16 protein-coding genes and 2 tRNA genes are annotated in these 22,669 nt (G+C 60.1%); 5 read left to right on the top strand and 13 right to left on the bottom strand.

Annotated elements, in window-relative coordinates; genetic code table 11:
- Positions 1-315: 315 nt before the first annotated feature.
- Positions 316-1,653 carry an N-succinylarginine dihydrolase gene (gene astB, locus ACRAUW_RS04800; protein WP_431361370.1) on the bottom strand — a complete coding sequence of 446 codons (1,338 nt, stop codon included), beginning with the start codon at positions 1,651-1,653 and terminating at the stop codon, positions 316-318.
- 373 nt (positions 1,654-2,026) lie between these two features.
- Here astB and topA point away from each other — a divergent pair, with 373 nt between their 5' ends.
- Both topA and ACRAUW_RS04790 read left to right on the top strand, forming a co-directional pair.
- Positions 2,027-4,648, top strand: a complete 2,622-nt coding sequence (gene topA / locus ACRAUW_RS04795; protein ID WP_431361369.1) for a type I DNA topoisomerase — start codon at positions 2,027-2,029, stop codon at positions 4,646-4,648.
- A 108-nt stretch (positions 4,649-4,756) separates the two neighbouring features.
- Entirely contained in the window at positions 4,757-4,921 is a 165-nt protein-coding gene (locus ACRAUW_RS04790) for a hypothetical protein (RefSeq protein WP_201989940.1), read from the top strand.
- Positions 4,922-4,961: 40 nt separating this feature from the next.
- Here the strand turns inward: ACRAUW_RS04790 and ACRAUW_RS04785 are convergent, their stop codons facing one another.
- The 11 genes from ACRAUW_RS04785 to ACRAUW_RS04735 all read right to left on the bottom strand — a co-directional run bounded on the left by ACRAUW_RS04785 (position 4,962) and on the right by ACRAUW_RS04735 (position 21,318).
- Positions 4,962-5,318, bottom strand: coding sequence for an MGMT family protein (locus ACRAUW_RS04785; RefSeq protein WP_179902302.1), 357 nt, complete (start codon positions 5,316-5,318; stop codon positions 4,962-4,964).
- 67 nt (positions 5,319-5,385) lie between these two features.
- A complete protein-coding gene (locus ACRAUW_RS04780; RefSeq protein WP_431361368.1) occupies positions 5,386-6,939 on the bottom strand; it encodes a methyl-accepting chemotaxis protein in 1,554 nt (517 codons plus the stop codon).
- 212 nt (positions 6,940-7,151) lie between these two features.
- Positions 7,152-9,017 carry a beta-N-acetylhexosaminidase gene (locus ACRAUW_RS04775; RefSeq protein ID WP_431361367.1) on the bottom strand — a complete coding sequence of 622 codons (1,866 nt, stop codon included), beginning with the start codon at positions 9,015-9,017 and terminating at the stop codon, positions 7,152-7,154.
- Positions 9,002-9,874: a BadF/BadG/BcrA/BcrD ATPase family protein gene (locus tag ACRAUW_RS04770; RefSeq protein WP_431361366.1), complete on the bottom strand. Its 873-nt coding sequence runs from the start codon at positions 9,872-9,874 to the stop codon at positions 9,002-9,004. The genes ACRAUW_RS04775 and ACRAUW_RS04770 overlap by 16 nt, the downstream gene beginning before the upstream one ends.
- Positions 9,867-11,588: a glycoside hydrolase family 9 protein gene (locus ACRAUW_RS04765; RefSeq protein ID WP_431361365.1), complete on the bottom strand. Its 1,722-nt coding sequence runs from the start codon at positions 11,586-11,588 to the stop codon at positions 9,867-9,869. Before ACRAUW_RS04765 ends, ACRAUW_RS04770 begins: the two co-directional genes overlap by 8 nt.
- A gap of 114 nt (positions 11,589-11,702) precedes the next feature.
- Complete coding sequence (locus ACRAUW_RS04760) at positions 11,703-12,695, bottom strand: ABC transporter ATP-binding protein (protein WP_431361364.1); 993 nt, start codon at positions 12,693-12,695, stop codon at positions 11,703-11,705.
- Between the two features lie 11 nt (positions 12,696-12,706).
- Positions 12,707-13,726, bottom strand: a complete 1,020-nt coding sequence (locus tag ACRAUW_RS04755; protein WP_431361363.1) for an ABC transporter ATP-binding protein — start codon at positions 13,724-13,726, stop codon at positions 12,707-12,709.
- Positions 13,723-14,631 (bottom strand): ABC transporter permease, encoded by a 909-nt coding sequence (locus ACRAUW_RS04750; protein ID WP_431361373.1) that lies wholly within the window; start codon positions 14,629-14,631, stop codon positions 13,723-13,725. Before ACRAUW_RS04750 ends, ACRAUW_RS04755 begins: the two co-directional genes overlap by 4 nt.
- Positions 14,632-14,677: 46 nt before the next feature.
- Positions 14,678-15,661 (bottom strand): ABC transporter permease, encoded by a 984-nt coding sequence (locus tag ACRAUW_RS04745; RefSeq protein WP_005353818.1) that lies wholly within the window; start codon positions 15,659-15,661, stop codon positions 14,678-14,680.
- A 118-nt stretch (positions 15,662-15,779) separates the two neighbouring features.
- Positions 15,780-17,465: an ABC transporter substrate-binding protein gene (locus ACRAUW_RS04740; protein ID WP_431361362.1), complete on the bottom strand. Its 1,686-nt coding sequence runs from the start codon at positions 17,463-17,465 to the stop codon at positions 15,780-15,782.
- A gap of 415 nt (positions 17,466-17,880) precedes the next feature.
- On the bottom strand, positions 17,881-21,318 hold the full coding sequence (locus ACRAUW_RS04735) for an ATP-binding protein (protein WP_431361361.1): 3,438 nt from the start codon (positions 21,316-21,318) through the stop codon (positions 17,881-17,883).
- Between the two features lie 249 nt (positions 21,319-21,567).
- Between ACRAUW_RS04735 and ACRAUW_RS04730 the strand changes: the two genes are divergently transcribed.
- Positions 21,568-21,643 (top strand) — tRNA-Gly (locus tag ACRAUW_RS04730).
- Positions 21,644-21,700: 57 nt separating this feature from the next.
- Positions 21,701-21,774: transfer RNA gene (locus ACRAUW_RS04725), tRNA-Cys, on the top strand.
- 39 nt (positions 21,775-21,813) lie between these two features.
- Here ACRAUW_RS04725 and ACRAUW_RS04720 read toward each other — a convergent pair.
- A complete protein-coding gene (locus ACRAUW_RS04720) occupies positions 21,814-22,107 on the bottom strand; it encodes a hypothetical protein (RefSeq protein WP_005347702.1) in 294 nt (97 codons plus the stop codon).
- Positions 22,108-22,318: 211 nt separating this feature from the next.
- Between ACRAUW_RS04720 and ACRAUW_RS04715 the strand changes: the two genes are divergently transcribed.
- Positions 22,319-22,519, top strand: a complete 201-nt coding sequence (locus tag ACRAUW_RS04715) for a YbfA family protein (RefSeq protein WP_005334863.1) — start codon at positions 22,319-22,321, stop codon at positions 22,517-22,519.
- Positions 22,520-22,669: the final 150 nt, after the last annotated feature.

Below are 22,669 nucleotides of genomic sequence, written 5' to 3'. Positions count from 1 at the left end.
AGGCAGAGCCGTCAGATTTACAGTCTGATCCCTTTGGCCGCTCGGGAACCCCTCCCCAAGTGCGAGGCGCATACTAACAGATCTTCGCTCTTTGTGAACCCCTTGACGCGTGTCTGGCAGCAAAAAATGACTGTTCGTCGATTTTTTGATACATCCAGCTCAAAATTCAAGCTTATCAGCAAGTTGTGCGCTGCTTTTCTATGCAGTCCCGTTGCGGGCTTTGGTCGAAAAAATCAGCATTCATTGAGGGACAGACAAAAAGACCGCCTGACGTGGCGGTCTGTTGCTGAATTGAGTTTGTGCCGGATGCGATGATCAGCGCTGGAACGGGTAGATGGACCCCAGTTTCAGGATCTGGGTCAGTTCGTCCAGTGCGCAGCGGGACTCCTGCACCAGTGCCGGATCCCGCAGATCGTCCAGTGTCAGGCGGTCGCGGTAGTGGCGATCGACCCAGCCATCGAGGCGGGCAAACTGGCGGTCGTTGATGAGGCAGGCCGGATTGACCGCAGCGAGTTCCTGATCGTTCATGGCAACCCGCAGCCGCAGGCAGGCGGGACCACCGCCGTTGCGCATGCTCTGTTTCACATCCATATAGTGTACCGTTTTGATCGGGGTGCCTTGCGTCAGCAGCTTGCCAAGATAGGCAGAGACCGCCAGATTGTCGCGGCACTCGGTGGGGGCGATGATGGCCATCTCGCCGCTCGGCAGGGTGAGGATCTGGGTGTTGAACAGGTAGGATTTCACTGCATCCTGCACGGATACCTCGGCAGTCGGCACTTCGATAAAGTGCAAATCTCCCTCGCCAAACTTGCTGCTGATCTCGGCCAGCACCGCTTCGGTGTTGAGGAACGCTTGCTGGTGGAAGAAGAGCACGTTCTGGTTGCCCACCGCGATCACGTCGTTATGGAATACCCCCTGATCGATCACCTCCGGGTTTTGCTGAATAAACACCACGCTCTCCTCGCCAAGGCCATGCAGGCGGGCGATGGCCTGGCTTGCCTCCAGAGTCTGGCGGGCCGGATAGCGCTTCGGTGCCGGGCGGGAGAGATCAAAGGCGCTGCGACCATAGACGAACAGCTCGACTCCCGCTTCGCCATAGGCGCGGCAGAGGCGGGTATGGTTGGCGGCCCCCTCATCGCCGAAGTGGTCGTTCTCCGGCAGATGGAGGTGGTGGCTGAAGTGGCGCTCATTGTTGAACACCGCGCGCAGAATGCGGCCCGTCACCTCGGGCTCGAGGGAGCGGTGAAACTTGTTGGTCAGGTTGGCAGGGGTGAAGTGGATGCGGCCATCCTGAGTGTCGGCGCTCGGTGATACGGTAGCGGCGTTGGCGGTCCACATGCTGGAGGCTGAATAGCAGGCGGCCAGTACGGCGGGAGCCTGTTTGGCGGCCTGCTCCAGCACCCTGGCATCGCTGCCGGTGAAGCCGAGGCGGCGCAGGGTGGCGAGATCCGGTCGCTCCTGCGGGGCCAGCACCCCCTGCACCATGCCGAGGTCGGTCAATGCCTTCATTTTACGTAGCCCCTGCTTGGCTGCCTCCTTGGGATTGGAGGCTTCCTGGGCATTGCTCTGGGAGGCGACGTTGCCGTAGGAGAGGCCGGCATAGTTATGAGTCGGGCCGACCAGACCGTCGAAATTGACCTCGAAGTGCTTCATGATCACATCCTTTCGATTTTTATATGGGGAGCGGTTCCTTCCGCACACAAAGCTGTGGCGTACGGCCATTATAAAAAGATTTCATCCTCTGTAACAAGCTGATAACCAGAATGGGTTTTTATGTCACAAGGGTGGCTGGATATGTCATTTCCAATCTAAAAAAGGGGGGGATATAGCATAAAAACAAAAAAGCGGTTGCGTCCGGCCTGTTGCCTTCGCATTAATAAATAAAGAAGCAATAAAAGAAGCCGTGTGGTTCGGGCTGGTCAGGCAAATTTGCTCACAAGATTGCTTTTTCGCGCCAAATCTCTTATACAGCCCCACAAAACCGCACACCAACCCCGTCGGGTGCAATGAGGATAATAGTTACAGCATGGGCAAATCACTGGTCATAGTGGAGTCTCCGGCCAAGGCCAAGACCATCAACAAATATCTGGGCAAGGACTACGTGGTGAAATCCAGCGTGGGTCATGTTCGCGATCTGCCCACCAGCGGCAGCGCCAGCACCGAGCCCAAGAAACCCGTCATTCGCGGCATCAAGTTGAGCGAAACCGAGAAGGCTGCCAAGGATCGCAAGGCCCTGTTTGCCCGGATGGGGATCAACCCGACTGCGGGCTGGCAGGCCAACTACCAGATTTTGCCCGGCAAGGAGAAGGTGGTCAGCGAGTTGCAAAGTCTGGCCGAGAAAGCCGACACCATCTATCTCGCAACCGACTTGGATAGAGAAGGAGAGGCGATCGCCTGGCACCTGCGCGAGATCATCGGTGGCGACGACAGCCGCTATAGGCGCGTGGTGTTCAACGAGATCACCAAAACCGCCATCAAGGAGGCGTTTGCCCAGCCCTCCGAGCTCAACATCGACCGCGTCAACGCCCAGCAGGCCCGTCGTTTCCTCGACCGAGTGGTGGGTTACATGGTCTCCCCGCTGCTGTGGAAAAAGCTGGCTCGCGGCCTCTCTGCCGGTCGGGTGCAGTCCGTCGCGGTGCGCTTGATCGTCGATAAAGAGCGCGAAATCAAGGCATTCGTGCCGGTCGAGTTCTGGGATCTCAACGCCGACCTTCTGACCGCCGAGAAGAGCGAGCTGCGCATGGAAGTGGTCAGCCGCAACGGCGCCGACTTCAAGCCGGTGACCCAGGCCGAGACCTTCGCTGCCGTCGCCGCTCTGGAAGGGGTTGACTACAAGGTAGTGAACAGGGAAGACAAGCCGACCGGTTCCAAGCCTTCTGCTCCTTTCATCACCTCTACTCTGCAGCAGGCGGCCTCTACCCGGCTGAGCTTCGGGGTCAAGAAGACCATGATGATGGCCCAGCGTCTCTATGAAGCGGGTTACATCACCTATATGCGTACCGACTCCACCAACCTCAGCAAAGAGGCGGTTGAGGCGGTGCGTGAATATATCGGCGAGCAGTATGGCGCGGCCTATCTGCCAGCCGAGCCGAATCTGTATGGCGCCAAGGCCAATGCCCAGGAAGCGCACGAAGCGATCCGTCCCTCTAGCGTGCTGGTCACCTCCGAGATGCTGGAAGGGATGGAGCCGGATGCCATGCGTCTGTACGATCTCATCTGGCGTCAGTTCGTTGCCTGCCAGATGACCCCGGCTCAGTACGACTCCTCCACCCTGACTGTCAAGGCGGGTGAGTTCGAGCTCAAGGCCCGTGGCCGTACCCTGCGCTTCGCCGGTTGGACCAAGGCCCTGCCGCCGATGGGTCGCAAGGGCGAAGATAGTCAGCTGCCTGCGGTGACCGTGGGTGAGGTGCTGAAGCTGATCAAGCTGGATCCGCGCCAGCACTTCACCAAGCCGCCTGCCCGTTTCACCGAAGCGGCGCTGGTGCGCGAGCTGGAAAAACGCGGCATCGGCCGTCCCTCTACCTACGCCTCCATCATCTCCACCATCGTCGATCGTGGTTATGTGCGGGTCGAGAGCCGCCGTTTCTTCGCCGAGAAGATGGGCGAGATCGTCACCGATCGTCTGGTCGAGAACTTCATCGAGCTGATGAACTACGAGTTCACCGCCAAGATGGAAGACAAACTCGATGGCATCGCCGAAGGGAGCCTGGAGTGGAAGAATGTGCTGGATGCCTTCTACGCCGAGTTTACCCAGGAGCTGGAGAAGGCTGACAAGGCGCCGGAAGAGGGTGGCATGCGTGCCAACCAGATGGTGCTGACCGATATCGACTGTCCTGATTGCGGCCGCAAGATGGGTATCCGTACCGCCACCACCGGTGTTTTCCTTGGCTGCTCCGGCTATGCCTTGCCGCCCAAAGAGCGCTGCAAGAAGACCATTAACCTGGTCTCTGCCGATGAGTTTGTCTCCGCCACTGACGGCGAAGAGGCGGAAACCGAAGCGCTGCGCGCCAAGCACCGCTGCGGCGTCTGTGGTACAGCGATGGATGCCTACATCATCGATGACAGTCGCAAGTTGCACGTCTGTGGTCGCAACCCGGACTGCGATGGCTACGAGATCGAGAAGGGCCAGTTCAAGCTCAAGGGCTACGAAGGGCCGAGCATCGAGTGCGACCGTTGCGGAGCCGAGATGCAGCTCAAGAACGGCCGTTTCGGCAAGTACATGGGTTGCACCAACGAGGCCTGCAAGAACACCCGCAAGATCCTGAAAAACGGTGACATTGCGCCGCCGAAAGAGGATCCGGTACCGCTGCCGGAGCTCAAGTGCACCCAGTCCGATGCCCACTTCGTGCTGCGTGACGGGGCTGCCGGTCTGTTCCTGGCGGCCAGCAACTTCCCCAAATCCCGCGAGACCCGCGCGCCGCTGGTGGAAGAGCTCAAGCGCTTCAAGGATCGCATCTCGGCCAAGCACAAGTATCTGGCGGGAGCCCCGCTCACCGATCCTGATGGCAACCCGGCCATCGTGCGCTTCAGTCGCAAGACCAAGGAGCAGTACGTAATGAGCGAGGTCAACGGCAAGGCGACCGGCTGGACCGCTCATTACGACAATGGTACCTGGCAAGAGAGTTTGCCAAAGGCTAAAAAAGCGTGATGAAAAGAGGCCCCGACAAGGGGCCTCTTTGCTTATGGATAGCGGTATACTGAGACTGCTGCAAGGAGTGCAGCTGTCATCAATTGCGAAGTAGACAAGGAGGTTGAGATGGAGATTAACGAGATCCGGCCGGGCATGAGCTGCATGACCCGGGAAGGTGTGGCCTATGTGCTGGAAGTTGACCGGCAGAGCTTGCTGGTGCTGCTGCAGCGCGCGGACGAGACCATACCGGTGCAGGTGCGCAGCGATGAGATCCTGGCACCGCTGGAGTAATCGTCAGGCCAATAATCACCACTTCAGGTGAAGAACAACATCAAAACGGCAGTAAAAACAGCAGCTCGGCCAGATCGGGCTGCCACTGCCACTCCTTCATTCTGACCCTCCCCCCTATCACCACGACCCCCTCCTGCTGCAGGCGGCCCGTCTGTTCGGCAAAGCCTGGCGACCCTTTGGGTAACGAGATGGTGCCCGCTGCGCCCAGCACCCGATGCCAGGGCAGTACCTTGTCGGTTTCCCGCAGCACCTTGCCCACCAGTCTTGCCCGTCCGGGCAGCCCGGCCAGATCGGCCACCTGACCGTAACTGACCACCCGGCCCGCCGGGATCAGGGCGATGATCGCTTCGATACGGGCAGTTTTGTTCAATGGGGATGGACTGGATTCAATGCTCATAGACACGATTCGTCAAAAAACAACAGAAGCGCCATTGTGGCGCTTCTGTCATGGGGCTGGCAATGATTCAGCCGAAGGTCTGGCTAAGCCCCTTCAGTTGCTTGGCCCGATCCAGCAGAGCCTGACTGGAGTGATCGACATCCTGCATCTTCTGGCTGTTGGCGTGGGAGTACTCGGAGATCTGGTGGATACTGCGGCTGATCTCCTCCACCACCGTCTGCTGCTGCTCGGCGGCGGCGGCGATCTGGGTGGATAACTCGGTGACCAGCTCGAACTCCTGCAGCACAGTGTGGAGGCTGCTGGAGCCCTGGCGGGTCATCTCGGCGCATTCGCGGGTCTGCTGCAGGTTCTCCTGCATCATCCCCTTCCAGCGGCCCAGAGTGTGCTGGATCTGCTTGATGCTGGCCTGGATCTGCTTGGTCGCCTTGTGGGTGCGGGTGGAGAGAGTTCGCACCTCGTCGGCGACCACCGCAAAGCCGCGCCCCTGCTCACCGGCCCGTGCTGCCTCGATGGCGGCGTTGAGGGCCAGCAGGTTGGTCTGCTCTGCGATCCCCTGGATCTCGTCCATTACGCTGCCAATTTTTTCGGACTCGCTGGCGAGTTCTACTGCCGAGTTGAATGCCAGCTCTGCCTGTCTGGCGAGCTGTTCGATCTGTTGTTCGGTCTGGTTCAACTGTCGGTTGGTATGTTCACAGTGGTTGCGAGCTTCGTTGACCTGGCCGTTCGAGTCTTGAATAGTGCGTGCTATCTCGTGAGCAGTGCAGGTCATCCGGGTCATCGCCGTAGCCATCTGCTGGGTCTGGGCATCTTGCTCGTTAATATCGAGGCAGGCCTGATGAGAGGCCTGCTTCAGATTGATGGCCAGGGTTTGCAGAGGTGCCGTGGCATCATTGATCCGCCCCAAAACGGTTCGGATGCGGGCCTGCAGCATCTTGATATGAAAATCGGCAATGGCGCCGGGGTTGTCACCGGAGTAGACCAGCCGGGTCAGACTGTCATATTCACGGCCCAGTTGCTGCAGATAGTGGGGCAGGGCAAAGAGCTCGCGCCAGTAGGCTCCGCCGATGAGCAGCAGGGGCAGCAGCATCAGCAGGACGGTCATGGCCCCTTGGCTGGCGAAGGTCCAGCCCATCAGGCCGAGCAGCAGCAGGGTCATGGCCGGGGTGCGTACTTTGGCAAGAGAGGGAAGGTTGCTGCTGTTGCCGCGCTCGGCCTTGAGCAGGGCTTGGTAGGTCTGAGCGGCGATGCGCTTGAATTGGGGCTCGGGCTTGCAGCGTACCGACTGGTAGCCGCTGATCTTGTTGCCTTCGTAGATGGGGGTCACATAGGCATCTACCCAGTAGTAACGGCCATCCTTGCAGCGGTTTTTTACCATACCGCGCCAGGGTTTGCCCTCCTTGAGGCGGGCCCAGAGATCGGCGAAGGCGGCCTTGGGCATGTCGGGGTGGCGTACCAGATTGTGGTTGTGTCCCACCAGTTCATCGACCGAGTAGCCTGCGATGTCGCAGAAGGCCGGGTTGGCGTAGGTGATCACCCCGCGCAGGTCAGTGGTGGAGACCAGTTGTACGTCGGCAGGAAACTCCACTTCGCTATCCAGGGTATGGACGTCTTTGCGGGCCATAGGAATACGCTCCGATGTTCTTGTCGATAATGTTGTCGTTGTTATTGTGGCAGATCTGGAGGTGGCTGCAGGCTCGCGCCAGCAGGAGGCAGACCAGCTTCATTAGGGGCTAGATATTGCCAATAATGGCGGATGAATGGTAGGGAGAAGTTGATGTTTTGTTGGTTAATCGTAAAAAATGCGGCCGATTGGCCGCCAAAGTAGAGACAACATTACCTCTGTGGCATCCGGTAGCGCACCTGCAACTGATCGAGGATCTGCAGCTGGCCCGGCAGGCGGGCGGCGAAGTGATCCCAGCCCTTGTGGGCGGGATCGCTCCAGGCCACCTCGGCCGTGGCCAGCATACGCGGGAACAACATGTAGTCGAGACGATCACGGCTGGTGATCAATTCTGACCACAAGGGGCTCAGCACCCCGAGGATGTTATCGTTGGCATGGAAATCGGCTGGCGCAGGATCGCACGCATAGACCTGCTCCAGATTGAGGGTCCCCGCCCAGTAGAGGCCAGGTTCATGTATATCCTGGCTCCAGGCCAGATCCAGATAGAGGGACTGGGCGGGCGCCATCACCACCGGATAACCGGCTGCGGCGGCGTCCAGCCCCGCCTGGAAGCTGGTCCAGGCACAGACGGCGGCTTTGCGACTCACCTTGTCGCCGTGCAGGATCTCCTCCCAGCCGATCATCTGTTTGTCTCTGGCGGCCAGATAGCGCTGGCAATGGCGCAGCAGATGGCCCTGCAGATCACGGCAGTCGGAGTAGCCCTGCTCGGTCATCAGCTGCTGGCAGGCGGGGCTGTCGGTCCAGACACCGGTCGGCACCTCGTCACCCCCCATGTGGATCTGCGTGCCGGGGAAGAGTTCACATACCTCGTCCAGCACCGCCTCCAGAAAGCGGTAGGTGCCGGGCAGGGCGGGGTTGAGCACGTTGTCATCGAAATGCTGAACAGAGAGGTAGCGGGAGTGATCCGCCGCTTCCACCAGCAGCTCGGGCAGCGCCTTGATGGCGGCGTGGCAGTGGCCCGGGATGTCGATCTCGGGAATGACGGTGATGCCGAGCTCACCGGCATAGCTCACCAGCTCCTTCACCTCGCTCTGGGTGTAGTAGCCGCCATAGGGCTCGGCGCCGCCGCTGAGCTGGGGGCCGATCGCCAGATCGTGGCCGCGCCAGGCACCCACGTCGGTCAGCTCTGGGAAGGCTTTTATCTCGAGCCGCCACCCCTCGTCATCGGTCAGGTGCCAGTGGAAGCGGTTGAACTTGTAGAGGCTCATCAGCTTGAGCAGGCGCTTGATGGTGGCCGGAGTGTGGAAGTGGCGGGCGCAGTCGAGAAAAATGCCGCGAAAGCCGAAGCGCGGGGCATCCTCCAGCGTGATGCAGGGCAGGCTCTCGCCATGTTGCAGATACCACTGGGCCAGCGTCACCAGCCCATGGCGCCAGCCGCTCTCGCCCGCAGCGGCAATCACGATTTCCTCTTCGGTGATGGTGAGCCGGTAAGCTTCGGGGGCCAGTTTGGCTTCGGTCAGCCTGATTTCGGCGTCGTGATCCTGTTCCAGTGCCAGCGACGTCAGCTCGTTGAAGTGGGCCAGCAGACCCGGTACATCGCGGGGGGCGCTGACATGGGCCCGCTCGGCCAGCCGGAAGTTCCCCTCCAGCAGCACCTGATGGGCCGGTTGCGGCACGATACCGGGCAGGGGCTCGACCTCGGGCAGGTCGGGGCGGGTGATCGGCGGGTTCTCCAGCCCGAGATCCTGCGCCGCCAGCGTCACCGGCAGCAGCTGGGCGACGGTGGTCGCCTCCGGCAGGCTGAGGAAGAACCCCTGCGGCATGTCGGAGAGCTTCTTGATGGGGGTCTGGCGGCAGCAAAAGCGCAGCTCGCAGCTGCCAGCGTTCGGGACAATCACCTTGTAGCTGCCGCTCTGGCGCTCCAGCTTGCCTCCTTGCAGTGAGTCGGGGTCGATATGGCGAGCCAGACAGAAGTGCAGCTTCCACTGGGTTTCCGGCATGCGGGAGAGAGTGAAGGTGAACCAGACATCCTCGCCGTCACGTCGGGCGACCTGGGTGTGGATCAGGGGTGTAGACATGGAAAATCCTCTGATTGGGCAAACAGGATGGCGCCATCTAGCGCATCCGCCTGGGGGGGGATCAGGTTGAGCTGGCCGAGACGGGGAGCGAGGCGGGTGCCAATCCCCCCCAGCAGGGCGATCTGTTTGGCACCGAGCTGGGTCATCCCCTCCAGCAGGATCCGCAGCTGTTCGCAGGTTTCGTCCAGCAGTTGGTTGGCGAGCTCGTCGCCATCGCTGGCGGCATCGAACACCCAGGGGGCAAAGTGGCCATAGTCCGCCGGAATGGCGCGGGCGGCCCATCGCACTACTTCCGCCTGATCCCGCTTGAAGCGATCCATCAAGCGGATGGCGAGGGTGCTGGGGGGCAGAATGCCGTCGTGGCAGAGCAGGGATTGCTGGATGGCGCGCAGCCCCAGCCAGGCGCCGCTGCCTATGTCTGAAATGGGGAAGCCGCGGCCGGAGCAGGTGCGGATCTGCCCCTCCTGATAGACCAGCCCCACCGAGCCGGTACCTGCGATCAGAATGGCCCCCTCACGGCCTCCAAAGGCGCCGAGGCAGGCACCGAAGGCATCGGAGGTGAGCCTGACGCTGGCGAAGGGGAAGGGCATCTCGAGCAGGGCGTGATAGCAGTCGGCCAGCTCGGCGGAGGCGAGCGCCAGTCCGACCCCCATCTGTTGTTCACACTCGATGCCTAGCCCGGCAGCAAGGCGGGCGCTGGCAATGGCAGCCAGCACATTGGCGTGGGCATGGTTGATGCCCAGCTCCAGATTGGAGCCTGCCGCGCGCCCCTCTCCGAGCAGCTTGCCCGCCCGATCCCGAATGCGGGCGCGAGTGTGGGTGCCCCCGCCATCGACCCCGACCCAGTATTCAATCATGTTGACCTCCATTTCCCTGGGCACTCTGCCAAGTGATGGCCAGAGCAAACCAGGCAGCGTGGGGGATCCACTGCTCGCCCCAGCGCCAGTTCTGATCCAGCCGATCCCTGTACTCCTCCGGAATAAAGGCCACCTCTTTTTCGTCATCAAACCCTGAGGTGATGCCGTTGCAGATCCCCCCCTGCGCATTGGGATACCCGGCTGTATAGGCGGGGTTGTTGATGCCGTGGCCCGCCAGCATGCAGGCGTTGAACGGGTTCTGCCCGAGGATCCAGTCGATCTGGCGCTGACCGTAAGTGATGAGCGGCTGGCTCTGGCGGGGGAAGTGGCGGGCGCCAGCAAAGGCCATGGTCGCCAGAGAGGCGAGGCGGGCATTCTCCCCTTGCCACCAGTAACCGGACTCGTTGTTGTGGGGCATAAAGAAGCTGACGCGCGGCGCTTCATCCACCCCTTTCACATATTGGCGGGCGAGGGAGAAGGGGTTGCCCGCCCGGGCGCAGAGCGCCAGCTCGGCGGACAGTGCCTGCTCCACCACTGTTTGCACTTGGGCCTTGCGCCCCTGATCCGGCTCTACTCCCTGATATTCCAGCAGCGCCAGCACCGGCAGGCCCGCCTCGGCGGCGTGGTAGTAAGGGCGCGAGCCATCCTCGTTGGCCGACCAGTAGTGACCCAGCTCCGGATGAATGCGCTGGCGGGCACACAGTTTGCTGGCGCGGGCTCTCGCCTCATTCAGCCACTCGGCGCCGAAGGAGCGGGTCAGCTCCACCGCTGCCAGCAGGGCGCAGTAGTCGTCGATGATGTTCTCGACCCCGTCATCGAGGTAGGCAAGGTTGTGTTCGCACAGATGCAGGTAGCCGCGTTTGGCTGCCTCGGCGTAGCGGCTGGCATCGAAGTCGCCACTGACGCTCTCGCGGGCGGCGCGGGCCAGCGCGGCGATGGCCATGCCGCCCCCTTGGCGAAAACCCGCCTGCCAGTTGGCGGATTTGATCCCCTGCTGGGTGGCATAGGCGCACAGCTCGCGCTGGGCGGGATCCTTGCTCCACTTGTCGAACAGGGTCATGTAGAAGAAGCCCGACTCATCCTGCATCCGGCAGAGGAAATCGGCGCCGTGCAGCGCCTCGTCATTGAGCCGCTTGCAGAGGTTCACGCCGTCGATATCGCGGCGGGGGGCCAGCAGTTCCCGGCACTTGAGCAGGGCCCACACCACAATGGGGGTCTGCTGGGGGTTGAGGTAGTTGGCGTAGGATAGGTGGCTCAGGTATTTGCTCATGTCGCCGCTGGCATCGAACCAGCCGCCGTGCACATCTTTGTGCTGGTCGGTGCCAAACAGGCGGGCGTTGCGGTCGGCCCGATCGAAGGTGCCGCTGGCGCGCTGCCCCTTGAAGTAGTGAATGACATCGGAGAGGCAGCGGCTGGCCAGCAGATCCTGGCCGATGGCAAAGCGGGTGGAGCGGACAATGCCTTGGGCAGTGATCGCCTCCAGCCGATAGTGACCGGGCTCCTTGAAGGCGGAGAAGTCGGTGCGCCAGTAAGCGCGGCCCTGCCAGCCGGGGGCGCTGCCGGCCGCTTGCAGCGGGGTTTCAAACAGGGTCTGGCCATCATCGAGGCGTTGCAGCCTGACATAGCCGCCGAGATCATGGGCGGGGGGGGCTTGCAGCAAGGCGACCTTGTGTCCGTCGCACTCGTAGCCCACCTGATTGATCAAGAGTTCCATCAAGGTATTACTCCTGTGGTTCACCGCCGGGCGGTGAGGCACATCACGGGGCTATGGCCGCCCCGTATCGAGGCATGGCCGGACTGTGCTGTCCGGCCGGTCTAGGGCTCACCATCACTCGTAGAGGTAGCAACGCACGAAGTGGTTGTCGGCAAGCTTGGTGATGGGGGGCAGCGCCTCCTTGCAGCGGGGCATCGCCTGATTGCAGCGCCCGGCAAAGGGGCAACCGCAGGACTCCGGCGTCCAGAGCGGGATCTCCCCCTTGCGGCCCCCCTCCAGCTCGGCGTGGATGCTCTTCTCGGGGTCGGGCACCGCCGAGATAAGCAGCTGGGTGTAGGGGTGCTGCGGGTGGTGCAGGATCTCGTCCACCTCGCCCCACTCCACCATGTGACCCACATACATGACCGCCAGATCTTCCGCCACGTAGCGGGCGGTGGCGATGTCGTGGGTGATGTAGAGCATGGAGACCCCCAGTTCGTTCTTCATCTGCTCCATCAGGTTGAGGATACCGATGCGAATGGAGACGTCGAGCATGGAAGTCGGCTCGTCCGCCAGCACCACTTCCGCCTCCACCGCCAGATTGCGGGCGATGTTGACCCGCTGGCGCTGGCCGCCGGAGAGCTGGTGCGGATACTTGGCCGCCGTCGCCTTGGCGGGGGTGAGCCCCACCTTCTCCAGCAGGGCGTAGACCATCTCGGGCAGATCTTTCTTGTCGATCACCTTGCTGTGCAGCAGCAGGGGGCGGGCGATGTGGTGATAGATGGTGTGGGTCGGGTTCAATGAACCGAACGGATCTTGCCACACCATCTGCACGCTCTGGCGATAGTCCAGCAGGGCGGTGCCCTTGTTGAACTCTTCCAGATCGTGGCCGCGATAGAGAATGCGCCCGGCACTGAGCTTGTACATCTTGGCGATGATCTTGGCGATGGTGCTCTTGCCGGAGCCCGACTCCCCGACCACCGCCAGGGCGCGGCCCCGGTGCAGGTTGAAGGTGATGTCGGAGAGTGCCCGCATCTTGCCACTCTTGATGGCATTGGAGTTGATGGGGAAGTCCTTGTAGAGGTGCTGGACTTCGATGATGGGTGCATCGGTTTTGGCGATTTGCATGACAGACATCCTTAACAGCCAGCGGCCTTGTCCAGATAGATCACGGAATCTTGTTGCCGCCCCAGCTCTTCATAGAGGTGGCAGGCGGTCTGTTGCCCGGGGCGGATCTCGGCCAATTTGGTGTACTCCTGACGGCAGCGATCGTGCACCTTGCCGCAGCGGGCCTGAAAGCGGCAGCCGACCGGCACCTCCAGCAAGTTGAGCGGGGTGCCTGGGATCCCCTCCAGCACCTTCTTCGGCCCGTGCAGGGGCGGGAAGGAGTTGCCGAGCCCTCTGGTATAGGGGTGCAGCGGCGCGGTCAGGATCGCCTTGGAAGGGGCCACCTCCACCAGTTCACCGGCATACATGATGCCGATGCGATCGCAGAACTCCACCATCAGGGAGAGGTCGTGGGTGATGAACAGAATGGAGAAGTTGAACTTCTCTTTCAGGGCATAGACCTTCTGCAGGATCTCCCGCTGTACCACTACATCGAGCGCCGTGGTTGGCTCATCCATGATCAGCAGCTCGGGGTTGAGCGCCATGGCGATGGCGATCACCAGCCGCTGGCGCATGCCGCCGGAGAACTGGTGCGGGTAATCCTTGAGCCGGCTCGGGTGGATATCGACGATGGTGAGCAGCTCCTGGGCGCGCTTGATCGCCTCGTAACGGGTCATGCCGGGGTTGTGGGCCAGCAGCACGTCGCAGAACTGCTCCTCCATCCGCAGCACAGGGTTCAGGGCGTTCATGGCGGACTGGAACACCACCGACACCTGTTGCCAGCGGTAGGAGCGCAGCCGCTCCTCGTTGTAGTGGAGGATGTTCTCCCCTTTGAACAGGATCTCGCCACCGCTGATGTAGGCGGGCGGTTTGTGCAGTCGGGCCACCGAGAAGGCGACGGTGGATTTGCCGCAGCCCGACTCGCCAGCGAGGCCGAACACCTCACCCTGTCTGATATCGAAGCTCACCGAGTTGACGGCGCGCACGTCGCCATTTTCGGTGATGTAGTCGACGCAAAGATTGCGTACTGACAGCAGGGGATGCTTGTTCATGCTGTCTTCTCCTGTGCTGTGGCAACCGGTGTGGCCAGTTTCTTCCAGCGGTTGAGCCCTTTGTGGGAGCGCAGCTGCGGGTTGGCAATCTCGTCGATGGCGAAGTTGAGCAGGGCCAGACCGGCACCCAGGGTGGCGATGGCAAAGCAGGGGGCCAGGATCTCCCACCAGGCGCCGACCAGAATGGCGCTGGAGGTCTGGGCGTTGTAGAGCATGATGCCCCAGCTCACCACGGTCGGGTCGCCAAGCCCCAGGAACTCCAGGGTCGCTTCGGTGACGATGGCGTAGATGATGGAGCCGATGAAGCTCACCCCGATGATGGAGATGAGGTTGGGCAGGATCTCCACCAGAATGATGCGCCAAGCCGGCTCACCCAGCACTTCGGCGGCGATGACGAACTCCTTCTCGCGCAGCGCCAGGGTCTGGGCCCGGATAACCCGCGCACCATAGGCCCACGAGGTCAACCCTATTATCACGGCAATCACCGCCGGTGACGCCTCCCCGATAAAGCTCGCCAGCACCAGTAGCAAGGGGAGGTTGGGGATCACCAGCACCACGTTCATCAGGAAGGTGAGGCATTCATCCACCAGACCACCGAAGTAACCGGCGGTGATGCCGATGGCGACGGCCAGGGTGCAGACCAGCAGGCCTGCGCTGAAGCCCACCAGCAGCGAGATACGGGCGCCGTTGGTGAACTGGGCCCAGATATCGTGGCCCATGCGGGTGGACCCCATCACGAACTCGGCACTGGGCGGCTGGTGCGGGCGAGCCACCCGTTTGGTCGGCTCGTTGCTGGCCAGAATGGGGGCAAAGAGGGCCATCAGGACAAAGGCAACCACGATGGCGAGGCCACAGGCAGCCTTCTTGTTGCCCAGCAGGATTTTGAGGATTGTGGGCATACGCATCTTGTTGTCCGGTAACAGAATTTTGAGCATGGTCGGCATACGCATCTTATTTGCCTCCTGTACGCAGACGGGGATCCAGGAAGACGTAGAGCACGTCGGCCAGGAAGTTGAAGCTGAGCATGGTGATGGTCATGATGAGCAGCTGCCCCTGAATGAGCGGGTAGTCGCGGGCCAGAATGCCCTGATAGAGGGTCAGGCCCAGGCCGGGATAGTTGAAGATAACTTCGGTGATGAGAGAGCCACCGATGACGAAGCCGAGCGCCATCGATAGGGCGGTGACGCTGGGCAGAATGGCGTTGCGGGCGCCGTAGTTGAAGATCACCCGGTTGCTGGAGAGCCCCTTGGCCTTGGCCATGGTGATGTAATCCTCGCCCAGCAGGTTGATCATGTTGTTGCGCATGGTGATAAGAAAGCCCCCCACCTGTACCACGGCCAGGGTCAGCACCGGCATGATGGCGTGGGTCATGATGCTCTTGATGTGCTCCCAGCCCCAGTCAGCCTTGATCTCCGGGCTGTAGGCGTAGCCGATGGGCAGCCACTCCAGGCTGACCCCGAACAGGAACAGGGCGAGCAGGGAGACCACTACCGGCGGAATAGCCTGCATCACCAGGGTGAGCGGGGAGAGAATGCTGTCCATCCGGCCGCCGCGATACCAGGCGGCGAAGATGCCGACGATGGAACCGATGGAGAAGCTGAGGATGGTGGAGGTGCCGACCAGAAACAGGGTCCAGCCGATGGCACGGCCCAGCACGTCAGAGACCTGCTGCGGGTAGAAGCGCACCGAGGTGCCGAGATCCCAGGTGAAGACACTCTTCACATAGGTGAGAAACTGGGTGCCGATAGGGCCGTCGACAAAGCCGAAGGTGGCTTTGAGGGCTTCCAGGGCGGCGGGTTCCATCATGGCGCCAGCGCGGGCAAACATCACGGAGACAGGATCCCCTGGCATGGCACGGGGTAACAGGAAGTTGATGGTGGCGGCTACCAGAAAGGCAACCAGGTAGAAGGAAAAGCGTCTCAGTATGAATCCCATGATAGTACCTTTTACTGCAAGTCTGCCCCGCGTCGGGTATAGCTACCCCAACCCCGGCGGTGCCGGGCAAGAAAGGGGTTAACGGGGAAGATGGCCCCCCGCAGGGGGCCGGGATTGTTTAGCTGTTTGGCTTGAGGGACAACACGTGCAGCAGACGCTCAGGGGTGTCCGGGTGGAGCTGAGGTTTGGCTACCGGGTTATCAGCACTGAACCAGCCGTTGAAGCGCTTGGTGCTGTACTCATACCAGGTCGGGTTGTTGAAGACCGGAATGATGGTCTGGTTGGCACCAACACGATCCTGGATGGCGAACATGATCTCCTTCTGCTTGGCCGCATCGGCGGTCTGGGTGAAGTCATCGATCAGCTTGTCGAGCTCGGGGTCCTTGTAACGGGGCGCGGCGAAGCGGTTCCCACGGTCACCCATGTTGCGGGAGTGGAACGCGGTCTCGAAGTACTTGTGCGGGTTGGCACCGGCAAAGTAACCCTGCAGGGCGACGTCGAAGTCACCGGTGATCAAGTTCTCGGTCCAGACGGTTGCTTCCGGGGTGGCTGTCTTGGCGTTCAGGCCCAGTGCCTGCAGCCCTTCTACACCAATCTGAACTGTGTTGACCCAGTCGGTCCAGCCGTTCGGTACCAGTACCTTGAACTCGATCTTTTTGCAGCTCGGGGTGTCGAGGAACTTGTCGCCGTCACAATCCTTGTAGCCAGCCTGTTTCAGCAGGGCCTTGGCCCCTTCGATATCAAACTTGTTGAATTTTCCGTACTTCTTGTCCACTTCCGGGTTGTTCCAGGAGTCAAAGGCTTTGCCCAGACCTGACGGGTACTCGTTGACGGTGGGGTAGCCGTAGCCCGCGATATCCACCATGGACTGGCGGTCCATCGCCATGGAGAAGGCGCGGCGGAAGTTGATGTCGTTGAAGGCTTCGTTATTGCCCGGGTTCTTGGTCTGGAAGTTGACGTTGAACGCCACGGTACCGGAGGCCGGGAACCAGTATTTGTTGTTCTTCGGATCGTTGCCAACGTAGAGGCGCTCGATATCCGGCACGAAGGAGCCGAACCAGTCGATGTCACCCTTCATGACAGCAGCCAGCACCTGGTCGTTGGTGGCCATCTGCGGCATGCGGATACAGTCGATAGCGAGGTTGGCGTTATCCCAGTAGTGCGGGTTGCGGCACTGGGTATAGAGCTGGGCGGAGAAGTTGTCCACTTCGGTGAAGGGGCCAGTACCAACCGGCTTGTCGTTGGTGAAGGCAACCGGATCTTTCACCGATTTCCACTGATGCTCCGGCACTATGGGTACCAGCACCAGATCGTTCACCACGTTGGTGTTGACCTCGGTCAGGTCGAATTTGACCTTGTTGGGGGCCAGCTTCTCGACGCTCTTGATCTGGGTCCAGATTGAGCGCTCATCCAGCGCCTTGTTGGCCTTGACCAGATTGAAGGAGAAGATGATGTCATCGGCATCAAAGGCTTCGCCGTCAGACCACTTCACGCCGTCACGCAGATCGAAGGTGACGGATTTCAGGTCATCGCTGAACGCATAGTTGGTGGCCAGACGATAGACGGGTTTGCCCCCTTGCATATCGTTGAATATCACCAGTGGTTCATAGATGAAATGACGGGTAGTGTGCAGCAAGCCCGCTTGCAGGAAGGGGTTGAAGTTCTTGACCCAAGCGGTTTCCTGCTGTGCGACCATGGTCAGCACGGTTTTGTTTTCTGCGGCCATGGCGTTACCGGCGGCACCGGCAAGCATCATGGTTCCGAGCATTACAGCGGTAGAGATTTTGGATACTTTGGCAAGCATATGTTTTCCTTTCTTATTTTTTGGCATTCCCGAGGGTTCGCCTTGTTTTGTGTGAGCACCGGTTTCGCATGCTGATGAAATCGGCCCTCTGTGTTGGTCAGGTGTCTAACCTTTGTCGTTCTGTTTTCCAACGCCCTAAGCAAACCAGAATTAACAGGAAAACAACAACTATTGATTTCGTTGTTTTCGTAAAAAATGACGGCATTACGTCAATTTCGTCAAAATTGATTTTTATATGTTTAAAATCAACGATTTGCGTTATTTGCTTTCGCGTAGAAAGTGGTTCTGAAAATGGCGTATATGACAAAATTGTGAATTGGATCTGCTCTCGGTTTCGGGGTTGTGCGGGGCTTTTTTTTGCGCAAAAAGAAACCAGATTGCCAATTGTGATCCGGCGCCCGTTTAGGGCGCCGTGTCACGGCTTGCGGTTAGCGAGTTGACGCAGGGTCTGTGCGCTGTGCTGCAACTGCTGGCGCTGGTGGTCATTGAGTGGGCAGTGGCCCAGCACATACTCGGTGGTGGCCACCACCGTCTTCCAGCGTGGCGACTTGGGCAGGGTGTCCAGACTCAGGTATTTGTCGAGGGTGCGGGTCTGCGGGCTGGATCTGTCCATATAGACCCGCCACAGCTTGCTCTTCTCTGCCAGCACGATTTTGCCCTTGCCGGTTCCCTGCTGCCAGGCATCCAGGGTGAGCTGCATGGTCTCTACCAGCGCCCGGCGCAGCGGCTCGTCATCCTGCTGGCGAATGAGGTCGTCGGCCAGCGAACGGAACTCGCCACCCAGGCGGCTCAGCTCGCCCAGCAGCTGTTCATCTTCGATGATGGCTTGTCGCGAGAGGTTCTTGAGGGCGTTCTCCAGCGCCATTACCCGGTTCTCATCCTGACGCAGCTCGGTACTCAGAGTGAGGGCGAAAGCGGCCTGTCCTCCGAGCGCGATGGGCAGGGCACGGGCGTTGAGCACATCTTTTTGCCCGGCCACCAGAAACTCCAGATTGTGTTCCCGCTCGCTGGCAAGGTCGGGCCACTGTTGTTGCAGCGGGGTGGCGAGCCACTCATTGAGGGGCTGCCCCTCCATGGCTTCCGGCTCCTGCCCCAGCAGGCGTGCCATCACCCGGGAGGCAAACAGCACTGTGCCCTGCTCGTCGATAAAGATCATGGGGTCGGCCCCTTCGCCGAGCAGGGCCAGCAGGCGCTGCTGATCCTGATGCAGCCGATCCTGCAGGGTGAGGCGATGTTCGATCTCCTGCTTCAATAGCCGGTTCTCTACCAGCGAGGCGCGTCCGGCCTTGGCTTCCAGCAGTGCCTTGACCCGGGCAAACAGCTCTTCCTTGCAGAAGGGTTTGACCAGATAGTCGTTGGCACCGGCCCCGAAGCCCTCCTCGATATCCTTGGGCTGGTTGAGGGCGGTGAGCAGCAGCACCGGCAGCATATCTTTCGGGTGCTGCTCGCGCAGGCGACGGCAGACGTCAAAACCGGAGAGGGTCGGCATCATTACATCGAGCAGGATGAGGTCCACCGGCTCCTCGGCCAGCTTGGCCAGCGCATCGTGGCCGTCACTGCTGGGCAGGATGCGGTAGCCGCAGGGCTGCAGCAGATGGCGCAGGATGTGCAGGTTGATGGGCTCGTCATCCACCACCAGAATGAGCGGTGCACCCTCGGGGGGAGGGGGCAGATCGTCGCTCTCCCAGTCCGGCAGGATCAGCGGTTGCTGGCGCACCAGCTGATGCTCGATCTGGCGGCTGTCGAGAGTCAGATTGGCCACTTTGCCGATGGCAAGGGGCAGGGTAAAGGCGAAGGTAGAGCCAACGCTCGGCTCGCTCTCGACAAACAACTCGCCCCCCATCAGGTGCACCAGCTGGCGGGTGATAGAGAGGCCAAGGCCGGCTCCCTGCTTGCTTACCTCCGGGCTCATCTGTACCAGCGGCTCGAAGATATGTTCGAGATGGTCGGGGGCGATGCCGATGCCGGTATCCGTGACCTTGATGCGCAGGAAGTTGTTCTCGACGATGGCACTGAGCACCACCTTGCCCTGCGGCGTGTACTTGATGGCGTTGCCCACCAGGTTGTAGAGCACCTGTTCGAGCCGCTGCTCATCGGCCAGCACCGGCGGCAGTTCGGCCGGGCTGATATCCACCAGGGTGAGGGGTTTGGCCTGTACCAGATGCTGGCAGAGATCCAGCACCAGCCGGATAACCCCTTTTGATGAGACGGGCTGGGAGTGGATCTCCAGCTGGCCGTAGCGCATCTGGTGGTAGTCCAGCAGATCGTCCACCAGACGGGCCAGACCGTCGGCGCTCTTGATGATGAGGCCGAGCTGCTTTTGCTGCCCTTCGGTCAAATCCTGCTGGCTGGCGAGCATCGACTCTGCCATCCCCTTGATACCGTGAATGGGGGTGCGCAGCTCGTGGGAGGTGTTGGCCAGCAGTTCATCCTTGAGCTTGTCCGCCTGCTGCAGGCTGAGGTTCTGCTTGTGGGTCAGCTTGACCTGCTGTTGCAGCTCCTGGGTTTGCTGCTCGATGAGCTCGATCTTGTCCTTCACCGAGCGCTGCATATGGCGAAACGCTTCGGCCAGCCGGTCGATATCATCACCGGTGCGCTCGATGGCGATGGGGTGATCCAGCGCGCCGTCGGCCACCTGCTCGGCCGCTTCGGTGAGAGAGCGCAGCGGCGCCGTGATGGAGTGGGAGAGCCAGCGGGAGAAGAGGATCAGCAGCAGTACCGAGCCCGCACCCAGCACAATCACCAGGGTTTCCAGCTGGCGGATCGGGGCATAGGCTTCCCGGGTGGAGATCTCGGCGATAAAGGCCCACTCGGTATCGAACACCTTCACCTGGGTGTAGGCGGCCAGCACCTCGTCATCCTGATAGGAGTGGAACAGCCCGACCCCCTGCTCGCCGGAGAGCGTCTTGGTGATGAGGGGCGTTTGCAGCGGCCGGAAATTGGGGCTGAAGCTGTTCTCGACGCTGAACTCCGGTGCCAGCCAGGCATCGGCGCGCATCCGCTTGTCGGGGCCGATGAGGATGGTTTCGCCGGTCTCGCCCAGCCCCTCCCGCTCCGCCATGATCTGGTTGAGCTTGTCCGGCAGCAGCTCGAAAATCACCACACCGCGCACATAGTCGTACTGCATCACGGGCGCCGCCATGTAGGCGACCACCTGCCCGGTCAGCTCGTTGCGGCCAAAATCGGTGAATTCGAAGATCTGCTGTGGTTTCTGGCCACCATCGAGGCGGCGTTTGATCTTGGCGAAGGTCTGGCCCAAGCCACTGCCCTGATAGGGACCGGAGAGCAGATTGGTGGCAAAGTTAGGGTGCTTGGTGACCGAATAGACCACATCACCGTTGAGGTCCACCAGAAAGATGTCGCTGTAGTTGGACTTGCGCACCATGTCGGCATAGCCGCGATGAAAGCGCTGGTGCACCCGGCCATACATCTCGTCGGCGAGGATAAGCGCCGTGATGGCGGGTTCGATCTCCACCTGACTATCCGGTTTGCTTAGTTGATCCCAGGAGCCGGGCAGATAGCGGGCCTGGGCGCGGCTGCGGGCCTCCTGCGGTGTGGTGCCCAACTTCTCAAAGGCGCCGGTAAAGCCATAGAAACGGCCGATACTGTTGCCGGCAAAATCCTGCTGGGAGAAGTTGATGATCTGCTCTTTGAGGTTGTTGAAGTAATCCTCGAGCTGACTCTTTTTGATATTACGAACGGAGACCAGGTGGTTGGAGGTCTGGGTGGTGAGATCCTTGCCGTGGCTGTATAGGAAGAAGAGGGTGATGACCAAAAATGGCACCATGCCCAACATGAAAAAAGCCAGCATTAACTGCGGCCTGAGCCCACGAAGCGTGAAGATCCCTTTCATCTTGTGATTTTCAATTGAGAATCCGGTTATTAAGCAGTTCAAGTCTCGAGCGAAAGCGTAATTATTTCAACGACTTTATCCCAAATTCGCCAGGTGGGTCACAGCTGGCTGGAGAAAAATGCAGCAAGGCGTTTAAACCCTGAGCAAACAGTCTGCATCAGGGCTTAAACTGCGAAAAAGGGGTTGTGCTGGCGCTCGTGGTACGTATAATGCGCCTCGTTGTCAGGCAACTGGCACGAAAGCAGTAACGCGGGAATAGCTCAGTTGGTAGAGCACGACCTTGCCAAGGTCGGGGTCGCGAGTTCGAGTCTCGTTTCCCGCTCCAATTATCCATCGCACCAACGATGGAACTCACTTTCAAGACACCCAGTCTTGTCAGCATGGCGCGTTAGCAAAGCGGTTATGCAGCGGATTGCAAATCCGTTTAGTCCGGTTCGACTCCGGAACGTGCCTCCATCTTCTCTCTGTTTATCTCACTTCGAGTCTGAGCCTTGGTCAGTATCCTTGCTGTACCAGTAACTGTTCGCAGCCAGCCTGTTTCCACTCCCGCTCGAGATAGTGGCTCACATCCGCCATGTTTTGCCCCCGATATTGAAACTGCACCTCGGCGCTGTGCTGGTTGAGATCCGCAATCCGTTGCTTCAGTGTGCCGCATTGCCACAGGCTGACGGTGGGCACGCCCCGTTCGGCCAGCACGATGGCATCTTCCCGATTCAGCTGCCACTCCTCCAGTTGTGCCCGTGTCAGGGCAACCATCAGCACCAGCAGTGCCACTTCCGGCAGTTTCATGCGTGTCTCCCTACAGCATGTTTTTCCCTTGATAACTGTGGCAGAGCGTACGATTTTCACAAATGTGTTAACTGTTAGTTATTGACGTTGCTAAATTTCATTTGTCGGGAAAATTTGCCATTTTTATGAAAAAATAGGGTCAAATATGTAGTAATCCTACATGGAGTGGGGTAATCTTTGTTCAGTGGTCTTACCAGTAAGGAGTTACATCATGTTTCATCCCTTTTCCCTGACTCAAATTATTCTTCGTCGCATTTATGTATTGCTGGTGGGCATTCTGGCTTTCCCCGTGATGCTGTTTCGCAGCGATCGTGCTCGCTTTTACAGCTATCTGCACCGGATCTGGAACAAAACCAGCACCAAACCGGTTTGGCTCAAAATGAGCGAGCGTGGCGAGCGGATCTTCTACTAAACCCCATTCGCACTATGTGCAAAAAGAGACAGCCAAGGCTGTCTCTTTTTTATCTGCTTGCCGCAACTTCTGGCTCCCACCCCCCTATTTATTGATTTTTTGTTTCTTGCAGGTTGCATCCAGCCCTGCCTGTTGGCGGGGCTTTTTTAT

The sequence above is a fragment of the Aeromonas sp. genome (assembly GCF_050633025.1).
Classification (GTDB): domain Bacteria; phylum Pseudomonadota; class Gammaproteobacteria; order Enterobacterales; family Aeromonadaceae; genus Aeromonas.
The sequence above is the reverse complement of the archived record's forward strand: the minus strand, read 5'-3'. Positions and strand labels throughout refer to the sequence as shown.

Bases quoted from the DNA above. Each gene is read 5' to 3' on its own strand.
- astB (WP_431361370.1), bottom strand. From the start codon at position 1,653: ATGAAGCACTTCGAGGTCAATTTCGACGGTCTGGTCGGCCCGACTCAT.
- topA (WP_431361369.1), top strand. From the start codon at position 2,027: ATGGGCAAATCACTGGTCATAGTGGAGTCTCCGGCCAAGGCCAAGACC.
- ACRAUW_RS04790 (WP_201989940.1), top strand. From the start codon at position 4,757: ATGGAGATTAACGAGATCCGGCCGGGCATGAGCTGCATGACCCGGGAA.
- ACRAUW_RS04785 (WP_179902302.1), bottom strand. From the start codon at position 5,318: ATGAGCATTGAATCCAGTCCATCCCCATTGAACAAAACTGCCCGTATC.
- ACRAUW_RS04780 (WP_431361368.1), bottom strand. From the start codon at position 6,939: ATGGCCCGCAAAGACGTCCATACCCTGGATAGCGAAGTGGAGTTTCCT.
- ACRAUW_RS04775 (WP_431361367.1), bottom strand. From the start codon at position 9,017: ATGTCTACACCCCTGATCCACACCCAGGTCGCCCGACGTGACGGCGAG.
- ACRAUW_RS04770 (WP_431361366.1), bottom strand. From the start codon at position 9,874: ATGATTGAATACTGGGTCGGGGTCGATGGCGGGGGCACCCACACTCGC.
- ACRAUW_RS04765 (WP_431361365.1), bottom strand. From the start codon at position 11,588: ATGGAACTCTTGATCAATCAGGTGGGCTACGAGTGCGACGGACACAAG.
- ACRAUW_RS04760 (WP_431361364.1), bottom strand. From the start codon at position 12,695: ATGCAAATCGCCAAAACCGATGCACCCATCATCGAAGTCCAGCACCTC.
- ACRAUW_RS04755 (WP_431361363.1), bottom strand. From the start codon at position 13,726: ATGAACAAGCATCCCCTGCTGTCAGTACGCAATCTTTGCGTCGACTAC.
- ACRAUW_RS04750 (WP_431361373.1), bottom strand. From the start codon at position 14,631: ATGCGTATGCCCACAATCCTCAAAATCCTGCTGGGCAACAAGAAGGCT.
- ACRAUW_RS04745 (WP_005353818.1), bottom strand. From the start codon at position 15,661: ATGGGATTCATACTGAGACGCTTTTCCTTCTACCTGGTTGCCTTTCTG.
- ACRAUW_RS04740 (WP_431361362.1), bottom strand. From the start codon at position 17,465: ATGCTTGCCAAAGTATCCAAAATCTCTACCGCTGTAATGCTCGGAACC.
- ACRAUW_RS04735 (WP_431361361.1), bottom strand. From the start codon at position 21,318: ATGAAAGGGATCTTCACGCTTCGTGGGCTCAGGCCGCAGTTAATGCTG.
- ACRAUW_RS04720 (WP_005347702.1), bottom strand. From the start codon at position 22,107: ATGAAACTGCCGGAAGTGGCACTGCTGGTGCTGATGGTTGCCCTGACA.
- ACRAUW_RS04715 (WP_005334863.1), top strand. From the start codon at position 22,319: ATGTTTCATCCCTTTTCCCTGACTCAAATTATTCTTCGTCGCATTTAT.